5 protein-coding genes and 2 tRNA genes are annotated in these 12,426 nt (G+C 36.6%); 2 read left to right on the top strand and 5 right to left on the bottom strand.

Annotated elements, in window-relative coordinates:
- Position 1: 1 nt before the first annotated feature.
- Both DFQ08_RS04035 and DFQ08_RS04030 read right to left on the bottom strand, forming a co-directional pair.
- Positions 2–3,151 carry a SusC/RagA family TonB-linked outer membrane protein gene (locus DFQ08_RS04035; RefSeq protein ID WP_114308492.1) on the bottom strand — a complete coding sequence of 1,050 codons (3,150 nt, stop codon included), beginning with the start codon at positions 3,149–3,151 and terminating at the stop codon, positions 2–4.
- A 247-nt stretch (positions 3,152–3,398) separates the two neighbouring features.
- Positions 3,399–6,218 carry a helix-turn-helix and ligand-binding sensor domain-containing protein gene (locus DFQ08_RS04030; RefSeq protein WP_114308491.1) on the bottom strand — a complete coding sequence of 940 codons (2,820 nt, stop codon included), beginning with the start codon at positions 6,216–6,218 and terminating at the stop codon, positions 3,399–3,401.
- A 505-nt stretch (positions 6,219–6,723) separates the two neighbouring features.
- Here DFQ08_RS04030 and DFQ08_RS04025 point away from each other — a divergent pair.
- Entirely contained in the window at positions 6,724–8,511 is a 1,788-nt protein-coding gene (locus DFQ08_RS04025) for a cation:proton antiporter (RefSeq protein WP_114308490.1), read from the top strand.
- 109 nt (positions 8,512–8,620) lie between these two features.
- Here DFQ08_RS04025 and DFQ08_RS04020 read toward each other — a convergent pair.
- From DFQ08_RS04020 to mutS, 3 genes are all read right to left on the bottom strand, one after another.
- Positions 8,621–8,704, bottom strand: a tRNA-Leu gene (locus tag DFQ08_RS04020).
- A gap of 48 nt (positions 8,705–8,752) precedes the next feature.
- Positions 8,753–8,824, bottom strand: a tRNA-Gly gene (locus tag DFQ08_RS04015).
- A 93-nt stretch (positions 8,825–8,917) separates the two neighbouring features.
- The gene (gene mutS, locus DFQ08_RS04010; RefSeq protein WP_114308489.1) at positions 8,918–11,530 is read right to left on the bottom strand and encodes a DNA mismatch repair protein MutS; all 2,613 of its coding nucleotides are present in this window, start codon (positions 11,528–11,530) and stop codon (positions 8,918–8,920) included.
- Between the two features lie 319 nt (positions 11,531–11,849).
- On the opposite strand from mutS, the gene DFQ08_RS04005 reads away from it, so the two are divergent.
- A complete protein-coding gene (locus DFQ08_RS04005) occupies positions 11,850–12,389 on the top strand; it encodes an RNA methyltransferase (protein ID WP_114308488.1) in 540 nt (179 codons plus the stop codon).
- Positions 12,390–12,426: the final 37 nt, after the last annotated feature.

Here is a 12,426-nt window from a genome sequence, read left to right as displayed (position 1 = left end):
GTTAAAATTTAAGGTCTAGACCTAATAAAAATGTTCTCGCTTGTGGATAAGCACCACGATCAATACCAGTGTCTAAAATTCCACCTGATATTTCAGGATCATACCCCGTGTATTCAGTAAGCGTTATTAAATTTTTTGCTTGTGCATAGAGACGGACTTGACTAAAGAAAATATTTAAATCCTCTGGTAAAGTATAACCTAATGTTAAACTCTTAATTTTAATAAAGCTTCCATCTTCTACATATCTATCTGAAGGTCTAATATTACTATTTGTATCTTCAAAAGTGTATCTTGGGTTATTAGCATCATTTGTTGTGCCTTCCCCTGTCCAACGATTTAAAACACTTCTGTCTTTGTTTGTAAACTGTGCATTACGCTCGTAAGCTTTAAAGATATCATTACCTACAGAAGCATAAGTAAACATATTGAAATCGAAGTTTTTGTATTCTAAACTTAAATTCCATCCAATGGTAAACGTTGGGAACGGATCACCAATTTTAGTTTTATCTGCGTCATCAATAACACCATCATTGTTGATATCTACAAAACGAATATCTCCTGGCTGTGCACCAGACTGTGTGGCATGGGCATCAATTTCGGCTTGGTTTTGGAATAAACCATTGGTTTGGTAGCCATAAAAATAACCTGGTGTATAACCTTTTTCAAAACGTGTGGCATCTTGAGGTTGTCCATTAAAATAAGAGCCTCCGGCTACAAAGGCCGTACCGTCACTATTGGTTTCTGTAACTAAGTTTTTAGACGTTGTAAACGTTACAGAGGTATTAATCTTAAAATCTTTAGCTCCAAAATTGGTATAGCCTAAACTTAAATCAACTCCTTTACTTTCTGTACTCCCTATATTAGACGTTACCGGCTCTGAAGTCCCAGCATAAAGCGGAGGTGCATCGGTAAATAATAAACCTTCAACCGACTTATTAAAGTAATCTGCCGTTAATGAGAATTGATTATCCAAGAAGGTCATATCAAAACCAAAATTGTATTGGGTTTGCTCTTCCCAACTTAAAGTAGGGTTACTAAACGAGTTTACTGTAGCTCCAGAAACAAATTCATCTCCAAAGGTATAACCATTACTATTGGCTGTAGAATTGTAACTTGGACCTCCTACAGTAATTCCAACATACTGCGGATCTACATTTTCATTACCAACGGTACCGTAACTTCCTCTTACTTTTAAGAAATTAATCGCTTCTACATTAAAGAAGTCTTCATTAGTCACAATCCAACCTAAAGAACCCGCATAGAAATTGGCAAATTTGTTGTCATCACCAAAGGCCATTGAACCATCACGTCTTGCAGAGAATGACGCTAAGTACTTGCCTTGGTAGTCATAATTAATTCTACTGAAGTAAGACATATTTCTACGCTCTAAGTCTTGATAACTGTATCCGGTATAGGCATTTGTATTTAAAGCCGTATTAATTCCGGTTGCCGCACTTATATCAGCCCAAACCCATGAATTATCACGTACATCCTGACGTGTTACGCCAAATCCTTCACCTGTAGACTTACTTGTTGAAACCCCAAGAACCACATCGAAATTATGGATCTCATTAAAGTTAAAGTTGTAGCTTAAGAAATTCTCGAAGGTATAATTAAAGTTAGACACCGTATTTTCACTTACACTATTGTGAAATGAAGGAATTATACTTGTAGTTCCGTCTGAATTGACAACTTCTTCTGTTTTTACGGTTCCATCAGGATTATAATCACTAGACACGTTATTAGGTCCGTAATACGCTAAAGGCGTAAAACTTTTCCCTACCTGATCCCACTTGGTATATCCAAAACGAGACGTAACTTTTAAGTTTTTAAGGATGTCGTATTGTAATTCAAATTTCCCGTATAACTTATTCCCATTACTTTCGTTATAGGTGTTTTCTAAACGTTGTACAGGATTAAAAATTTCCGACAACAATAAGTTACTATAACCATAAGTCGCAAAATCGTTTGGATCTGTATTATATGGTGTTACTGTAGGATCAAAGTTAATGGCATTACCTAAGATAGAGTTGAAAGAATTTTCAGCAATAGATTGGCTTTTAATATTTGCATAACTCGCGTTTAAAATGAATTTCAACTTAGAGGTCAATTGAAAATCAACATTCGCCGTAAAGTTTAAACGGTTAAAGTTAGATTTATCTTCACCACCAACAATACCCCCTTGACTAAGGTAACCTGTTGATAAGAAATAGCTAATTTTTTCTGAACCACCACGTGCTGAAAGCGCATAAGAGGTAATACTAGCTTCTTTAAAAATTTCATCTTGCCAATCCGTCCCTTTACCTACAACGGAAAGATCTGGAAAAATAAGTTCTCCACTGGCAACGACACTACCTTCATTTAATAAGGCCGCATATTCTGTTGCGTTTAATAGGCCTAACTTTCTATCTACCGACTGGATTCCTGAATAGGTGTTGAATGAAAACTGTACCTTTTCATTTTTACGACCCGATTTGGTAGTCACTACAATTACACCATTTCCCCCTTTAACACCATAGATCGCTGTAGAAGCGGCATCTTTTAAAATGTTTAAAGATTCAATGTCTGAAGAATTAATAGAGTTTAAATCGTCTAAGGTTTGTGGCACACCGTCTATAATAACTACAGGGTCTGTACCTGAAAACGAAGGAATACCACGAACTAATACCGTTGGCTTACTTCCTGGAGAACCACTTTGCACCACGGATACCCCTGAAGCATTTCCTTGTAGTGCTTCTTCCACACGCGTTGGATTTAATTTCTCAATGGATTCGGATTTCACAGTAGAGATAGCCCCCGAGACATTCGTGACTTTCTGCGTTCCATAACCAATAACCACCACCTCACTTAAAGACTCTGTATCTTCTACAAGAGTAATCGCTAGTGGCGTACTGTCTTTAATTGTAATTTCTTGTGGTACAAAACCAATATAAGAAATTACTAAAATTGAATTGATTGGTAAATCAGTAAGAGTGAAGTTACCATCGAAATCTGTTGTTGTTCCTTTCGAAGTGTTCTTAAGGATAATGTTTACACCCGGTAAAGGCTGTCCTGAACCTTGTTCAATTACCGTACCAGATACATCTACATTTTGCCCGTTTACTGCCATTGTTAAAATGAAAGCGAAGAGCGCGAAAAGTTTTATTTTCATAGTTCTTAGTTTAGACTATGCAAATTATAACAAATTCTTAATGTTATCTTAAAACCAAACACTACAAAAAACATACAGCACAAAAAAGAACGGTCTAAAATAGAAATATCACATTAAATACCCCTTTATTTTATGGTTTCAACATTATTTATAGCCCTCTAATTAAAATGAGGACTTTTAACCTAAAGCAGCTAAAAACAGCGTTTGTATAGGTAATGTATAGGTAAAAAAGAAGGATGTATAGGTGCTATAACTCAATAATATAGCTCGATAAGCTGCGATCGTGGTCTAATTCTAACTTTTTACGCAAACGATAGCGCTTTACCTCAACACTTTTATGAGAAATGTTAAGAAGTGGTGCTATTTCCTTAGAAGAAAGGTTTAATCTTAGGTAGGCACAGAGTCGTAAATCACTCGCTGTTATCGACGGGTGCAAGGCTTTAATTTTCTTCATAAAATCCTTATCAACATTGTTAAAAGCTTCTTCAAACAATTGCCAATCTCCCGTATTATTAATGCTCTTATTAATTAACTTGATTACATTATTAACCTCGGGCATACTTTTACTATTCGCTAACTGTTCCTTTATATTCCCTAATAACTCATTTCGCTTTACCAAATTCATGGTTGCCATACCAAGTTCTCTATTCTTATTTTCGATATCCAACTGTAAGTTCTGATTTTTAAACTGAATCAGTTGACGCTGACTTTCTAATTGTTCTAAAGCCAGCTCGCGTTCTTTCTTTTCAATAATTTTCAGTTGCTGCTTTTTAAAATGACGTCTATTATAGAAGTATAGCACATAGATAATCAGTAAAACGACAACAACATACAGCACAATAGCCAAAGGTGTTAAATACCATGGTTTTTTTATACTGAAGACATAAGAAACAATATTTTTAGACAGCACACCATCGGTGAGAGCTCGCGCTTGAAAGGTGTATTCACCATAAGGTAGATTCTTGTAAAATATTTCAGACTCTGTAGACCAATCACTCCAATCATCATAAAAACCTAACAAACGACTTTGAAATTTTGAAGTTGACAACTGGTTGTAGTTTGTAACGCTATAATTAAAACGTACATTATTATATTTATTCCTTAACGGCTCAGTATTAGATAAATCTAAAGGAGACATCTGATCCGGATAGGCACCATAATTCACGCTATTTAAATGTATTTCTAATGGACGTTCCTTTACTTTATCTAGATCTATTTTAAGAAATCCATCCGTGGTTCCTATAAGGTAGTTTTTAGGCCCTAAGTACAGGATATTTTCATAACCCGACTTACTTTTACGCACCTCACTAGAAAGCGCAATAACATTTATCTCGGGTTCAGAGGAGAGTTTACCTGGTTCCACAAACACCAACTCACTTTTAGAATAGCCCCAAAGCTTGTTCCCCACAACATCATTAAAGAGTTTCCCCGATATATATTTATCGCCTGTAAATAAAGCGCTTAATACCGAATCTTTTTGAAATGCATCAGCAGAAGCCTTGTATTTATAAACCCCTAAACGATTACTGTATAAAATGTCATTGTTATATTTCACCATTCCCGACTTCACACCTTGAGCCACGGGCATCTTTTGTGTAGATTTTACAGTTCTATAGTTTGAATCTAATGTAATTTTATAGACGCCTTTATGCTCGTGACTTACAAAAACCTCATGAGCGTTTAACAATTCAAAATACTTTGATGAGATATTAAATCCTTGAAGTCGATTCCTATATTGCCAAGTACCATCATTTTTTTCTAACACATTCAACCCTTTATAGTTTCCTTGAATCAGTAGATTAGGCCGTCCTTTAATGGGTTTAACTCCCCAAGTACCGATGATATCAGACACCTGCGTGGCAGTAGTATTTTCTATAATAAATGTTCCTTTATCATGTCCGCAGAATAAATCATCCTGAACCATAGACAAACTCCAAACTTGGCCTTTAGTGCCGTCTATCATTTTAAAGGGTACATTAGAATCAATAGCCTGATAAAATAAGCCCTGATTTGTCCCCAAATAAAGAAAACGATCGGTTTTGGCCGCTGCATAAACCGTACCCAAGACCCCGTGACTGTCGGTATACACGCGAAAAGGGGATTTTAAATTCACCAAATTAATACCGTTATCTAAACCTAGCCATACACTGCCATAACTATCTTCAAATACAGACAAAACGGTATTATTACTTAAGCCTTTCCATTGATCTATCGCTAAAACCTCAGCCCCTGACGCATCCAATTGAATGATACCATTAGCGATGGTTCCTAATAAAAACCCACCATCTGCCAACCGAATACTACTGTAAACACTCAACGTGGATAACAAGGGATCTGACGGAATCTCCCATTTAGAAACCGAATTATTTTCAAATTTATAAAATCCATGTTCCTTAGATTGCATCAATAAGCCATGAGCTAATGGAAAAATATTAACCAACTCGTAGCCTAAAATAGCATCTTCGGGTAGGATTAAAATCTTCTTTCCATTTTCAATCTTAAAAATACCGACTTCCGTTTTTTGAAAATAGACCGTTTCACCAACTTTAAACATCTTGTTGATGCGGTAATCTGAATTGATAATATCAAAACGATCTTCGTGTATATTATAGATATAAATACGCTCAAAAGACTGAAACAACACAAACCCTTCAACATGCAGCAAGCCCCAAAACTCCTCATCTTCTCGAATTGAAAAGTTTTTATTTTTACTTAAAGAGCTGTATTCTAAAGTCCCCTTATTGTTCTTGGTCCAATACCCAAAATCCATATACCCACCGGTATAAATGCGATCTCCCACCACCTTAACCGAACGTAAAATTCCATCGTTTGGTGAATTATACAGTTTCCATAAAGCCCCGTTATACTCTAATAACCCACGATTATTAGCCACATATATAAAGTTGCTATCCGACTGGGAAATGGCCCAATTCTGATCTTCAGCATTATAATCTTGAGGGGTAAATATTTGTATAGGTGGAATTTCTTGCGCGTAAGAAGCTAAACCACAACATAGTGCCACACAAAGACCGTAGACATAAATTTTAAAATTCTTTAGAAGAAGCATGAAAAGCAGATTGAAAATATCATGTTAAATTAATCAATTTATCATTATTCAAAATATCCAGAATAACAGTAAAGGGTATAAATGTATACTAATTATAATAAAATTGAGAGAAATGAAGCCATGGTTTTAACTCGTCATATCATATTATTCTCAGCAATACCAACTACTCCGAAGCTTTATGGTTTTAAATACGGGTTGTAATAACCAACTAAAATCACAAGTCAAGAAACTCCTATAACCCCTATTTTGAAAAGTTTCGATTCCCCAAAAAAAAAGAGTATCAAGCCCGTAATACTTATCGATAAGCAGAAGTGCCGCCATATGCTAATGCTCATCAAGTCCTAATAATGAAAGTCAAAAACCTCAACCTTTCCCAAAACCTAGAAAAGCCCGAAAGCCATCCTTATTCCGCGCAAAATTAAGGACTAAATCATTGATCTCGTGCGGTATTGTAAGAAAATTTTGCGATATTTATAACAATACACAAGAACAAAACGAGACAACTATGGAAGGATTTGACATTTTAAACTTATTCATTGTGCTTCTCGCCGCATGGGGAGGTGGCGCCTTAATTAAACGTATTGGTTACCCAGCAATCTTAGGGGAACTCCTTATCGGGGTAATCATTGGCCCCCCGTTATTAGGATTTGTAGAGAGCTCTAGCACCCTAGTTATTTTAGCAGAAGCAGGTGTTATACTACTCATGGCCTACATTGGTATGGAGATTAATTTCAAGGATCTTGGAAAAGCCTCATGGGCAGGACTTCTCGCTGCTGTAGGTGGCTTTGTGGTTCCTTTTGCTTTAGGGTATTACGTGGTGACTTTATCGGGAGGTACTAGCATGGCCGGCCTATTTGTGGGAATTGCAGTTGGGGTCACTTCTCTAGCGACTAAAAGTCGGATTTTAGTGGACTTAAACCTATTAGACACCCGTATTGCTTACGTCCTTATGGCGGGCGCGCTAATTTCAGATACATTAGCCTTAATCATATTTGCCGGACTCTCTAGTTTTATTGATGCCGGTGCGGTAAACATGTCTGAAATCTTATTAATTATAGGAAAAATCATTCTGTTTTTTGGCTTTTCTACCGCTTTTGGACTTTATATCCTGCCCCGAATTGGACAATGGATGGCCAAAAAAAATATAGAAAACCGCACCACCTATTTCACACTATTGTTACTTATTGTTTTTGGACTCTCTGAACTTGCTGAACTTGTAGGTCTTCATGGAATTTTAGGGGCCTTTATTGCTGGGGTCTTTATTAAAGATGGGGTGTTTAAGGATCAAATCACCAAAGATATTACTCATGTCTTCCACGATGTTTCAGTTGGTTTTATGGCTCCAATATTTTTTGTTACCGCAGGTTTTCATGTCACCTTAGATGTTTTTCAAACCGATTTAGGATTATTATTAGCTATTGTAGGCGTTGCTTTTGCCGGTAAAATATTAGGTACCGTTATTTTCTATCTTCCTAGTCGCAATGGCTGGCGCGAAGGCTTAGCTGTAGGTACCGGAATGAACGGCCGTGGAGCCGTAGAAATTGTTATTGCTGGTATTGGACTGCAAAAAGGGATTATCTCTCAGGAAATCTTCTCTATTCTCGTCTTTATGGCCATCATTACGACACTATCCGTTCCTGTTTTGTTAACCTGGTCTACCAACTGGCTTAAGAAACGCGGCGAACTCGTAAAACAATTCTCTAGAGAAGGCTATTTAATATTAGGTGCCAATCCACTTGCCTTATTATTAGGAAAACATTTATCAGAACACAATAAGGTCGTTTTTATTGATGCGAATAAAGGCATCTGTGAAAATGCGAAGCACAAAGGATTCAATTGCGTGCATGGTAATATTTTAGACGAAGCCACACTAAAAGAAGCTTCAGCTAAAGACTTTAGAACCTTTTTAGCCCTAACTGTCAATAATGAAATAAATCTATTAGCCTCGCAATTGGTGAATGACACCTTTTATATTCCAGAAAAATATATTGTAATTTCTCCCATTACAGAGATCGGTGGTAGCATCAACTTATTACAGTCCGTATCAGCATCAACTCTATTCTCAGGAAAAGTAGATCTTCAGCCTTGGATTCAAAAGACACAAGACTTAAATTATAAGGAAGTAGAGGTAACGAGCGATAAAAAAATTGCCACTCGCGAATGGGTAAAAACCCAATTTAGTAAAAACAAGACTGTTCTTCCATTGGTTATCGTAGATATTTCAGGCGTAAAACGTCCGTTTAGATTTAATGATAGTATTGAGGAAGATGAAAAGGTGATTTATATTGTGTAAGTTGAAAAGCTAACTTGTAGATAATAGCCTCTCGCTTTTTAATACCAAAACCGAAGTTCCGTAAGGTATAAAACTAAAAAAAGCCTCTATCTTTCGATAAAGGCTTTAGTACTGAAGACGGGACTTGAACCCGTACGTCCTAATGGACATTGGATTTTAAGTCCAACGTGTCTACCAATTCCACCACTTCAGCATTATAATTACAAATGAATGTAATCAATTGGTATATTTTTGTATTCAGAGCGAAAGATGGGATTTGAACCCACGACCTCCACCTTGGCAAGGTGATGCTCTACCCCTGAGCTACTTTCGCAATTTTAATGAACGTTTCGCCCTGTAAGCGGGTGCAAATTTACACTTTATTTACATACCACCAAACTTTTTTCGAAAAAAAATTAAAAAAATTTTAAACTGGCTTTTTCTTCATCAACATTCGCTTTATCTCATTGAGCTTCATTAAGGCTTCAACAGGGGTTAAGGTATCGATGTCCGTATGAATGATTTCGTCCTTAATTTCAACGAGTAAGGGGTCGTCAAGGTTAAAAAAGCTCAACTGTAAATCGTCCTTTAAGCCCTTCACTTTATCCGTAAGTTCTTCACTAGAATGCGATTTCTCTAATTTCGATAAAATTTTATTTGCACGACGAATAACTTGTTGTGGCATACCCGCCATTTTTGCAACATGGATACCAAAACTATGTTCACTTCCGCCTTCAACCAGTTTCCGAACAAAAAGCACATTGTCTTTTAATTCTTTTACAGCCACGTTAAAGTTTTTAATCCGACCAAAGGTTTCACTCATTTCATTTAACTCGTGGTAATGCGTTGCAAAGAGTGTTTTCGGTTTTGAAGGATGCTCGTGTAAATACTCACTAATAGCCCAAGCAATAGAAATACCATCATAGGTACTGGTTCCCCTTCCTATTTCATCTAATAAGACCAAACTACGATCTGATATATTATTAAGAATTGAAGCCGTCTCATTCATTTCTACCATAAATGTAGACTCCCCCATGGAGATATTATCACTAGCGCCAACTCGCGTAAAAATTTTATCAACCAAACCGATTCTCGCTTCGCCAGCAGGCACAAAACTTCCTATTTGTGCTAATAAAACAATTAAGGCCGTTTGTCTTAATATGGCCGACTTACCCGACATGTTAGGTCCGGTAATCATAATAATTTGCTGTGTTTCTCTATCTAAAAATACATCATTAGCAATATAAGGCTCCCCAATTGGTAATTGTTTTTCTATAACCGGGTGGCGTCCTTCTTTGATTTCTAAATCGTAACTATCGTCAATTCGCGGATACACATACTTATTACTCTTAGCCAAGCTTGCAAATCCACATAAACAATCTAACTGCCCTATTAACTGTGCGTTTTGTTGTACGGAAACAATAAACTGATGCATCCACGTTACCAACTCACCAAACAATTGCTGCTCTATTGCTAAAATACGTTCCTCAGCCCCTAAAATCTTTGCTTCGTATTCTTTAAGCTCTTCGGTTATGTAGCGTTCGGCGTTCACTAAGGTTTGTTTTCTAATCCATTCTTCAGGCACCTTATCCTTATGCGAATTGCGAACTTCTATATAATACCCAAAAACGTTATTAGACGCTATTTTAAGGGAGGTAATCCCTGTGCGTTCACTTTCGCGTTTCAACATATTATCTAGGTAGGTTTTCCCAGATTGCGACAAGCCTCTTAACTCATCTAACTCTTCTGAAAAACCAACAGCAATTGTATGTCCCTTGAGCACATTAACCGGTGCTTCTTCATTTAAGGTTTCTTTAATTTTATCGCGTAACAAATCGCAACGGTGCAAATTATCACCTAAAACTTTTAAAGCCTCATTATCGCAGGTTTCCGCCACCGCTTTTATAGGCACAATAGCGTCTAAAGAATTTTTAAGCTGAATGACTTCTCGTGGCGATACCTTAACCGTAGCTATTTTTGAAATAAGGCGCTCAATATCTCCAATTTGTTTTATTTGCGTTCGAATCTTCTGAAGAACGGTCTCTTTATCTAAGAGATATTTTACAACCTCATGACGTTGTTTAATTTTTTCGGCATGCTTTAGCGGTAAGGCCAACCAACGTTTTAAAGTTCGGCCGCCCATGGCGGATATTGTTTTATCTATAACATTAATTAAGGTCACCGCATTGGCATTGGTAGAATGGTATAATTCTAAATTACGGATGGTAAATTTATCCATCCACACATAATCATCAGTAGCAATTCTTGAAACCGTAGCAATATGCTCTAATTTACTATGACGTGTTTCCCCCAAATAATGTAAAACCACACCAGAAGCGATAATCCCTTCGTACAAATCTTCTATTCCAAAGCCTTTTAAGGTTTTTGTATTGAAATGTTTGGTTAAGGTTTCATGGGCATAATCGGCTTGAAACACCCAATCCTCTAGATAAAAGGTATGAAAATCATTTCCGAAGGTTTCTGAAAACAGCTTCCTGCTTTTCTTGGAGATTAATACCTCACTTGGACTAAAGTTCTGCAATAACTTATCGATATATTCGGCCTGCCCCTGAGAGGTTAAAAATTCACCTGTAGAAATATCTAAAAATGAAATCCCGATGCAGTCCTTTTCAAAATAAACTGCCGCTAAGAAATTATTGGATTTAGAATGTAAAATATCGTCATTAAAAGCCACACCTGGCGTTACCAATTCGGTTACCCCACGTTTTACAATCGTTTTGGTTTGTTTTGGATCTTCTAACTGATCGCAAATCGCCACACGCTCTCCGGCTCTTACCAATTTAGGTAAGTAGGTATTTAAGGAGTGGTGCGGAAATCCTGCTAGCGCGGTTTCATTCTCACTACCAGCGCCACGCTTAGTTAAAATAATGTCTAAAATCTGAGATGCTTTAACAGCATCACTACCAAATGTTTCGTAAAAATCGCCGACTCTAAACAACAATAAAGCATCAGGATATTTCACCTTTATGGCATTATATTGTTTCATTAACGGGGTTACTTTTTTTGCGGATTTAGCCAATGGTAATCTGGTTTTAAGTTATATTTTTGTCTTGTAAATATTTGAACATTGCAAGTTTGCTAAATTACTTATATTTTAAGGCTTATTGAAACCGAAAGACTAGAAGTTATTTACAGATGTTTATAATTTCACTTTTCAGACCTTTAAGGTTTTTAAAACCGTAGGGGTCCCGTAAAATAAAAAATGACAACCCTAAAGCTCCCTATTGGGAACAGTCTCAATGTTACGGTTAAAAAAATCCAAACGGTAGTTTTAACCATTATCCCCTTAAAGAGGCTTTAGGCTTGTTTTATAAATTAAATTAAAAAATTAAGCTCAATTGAAAAGAAAACTAAAAAACGAAGAGTTAGACCGATTAGAAGTTTCAGAATTTAAAGTTGCTAAAAAATCACCAATTATTATTGTACTTGATAATATTAGAAGCTTAAACAATATTGGGTCGGTTTTTAGAACTAGTGATGCTTTTTTAATTGAAAAGATTTACCTCTGTGGTATTACGGCGCAACCACCGCACAACGATATAAGAAAAACAGCCTTAGGCAGTACTGAAACCGTAGCTTGGGAATATGCCGAACACACTTTAGAGGTCATTGAAAAATTAAAGCAAGACGGGGTTCAAATCTGTGCCATTGAACAAGCGGAAAACGCGACCATGTTAGATCAGTTTAAACCGCAAGCGCAAAACAAATATGCGTTTGTGTTTGGAAACGAGGTTAAAGGTGTTGCCCAAGACGTTGTTGACGCTAGTGATGTTGTTATAGAAATTCCGCAATACGGTACAAAACATTCTTTAAATATCTCAGTGAGTTGTGGTGTGGTGATTTGGGATGTATTTTCGAAGTTAAAGGTGAGTTCTTAAATGTTGGTTGTTCAAAATAGCAAGGTTCTAAATAATA

This window comes from Winogradskyella arenosi, assembly GCF_003337305.1.
Taxonomy (GTDB): Bacteria; Bacteroidota; Bacteroidia; order Flavobacteriales; family Flavobacteriaceae; genus Winogradskyella; species Winogradskyella arenosi.
The sequence above is the reverse complement of the archived record's forward strand: the minus strand, read 5'-3'. Positions and strand labels throughout refer to the sequence as shown.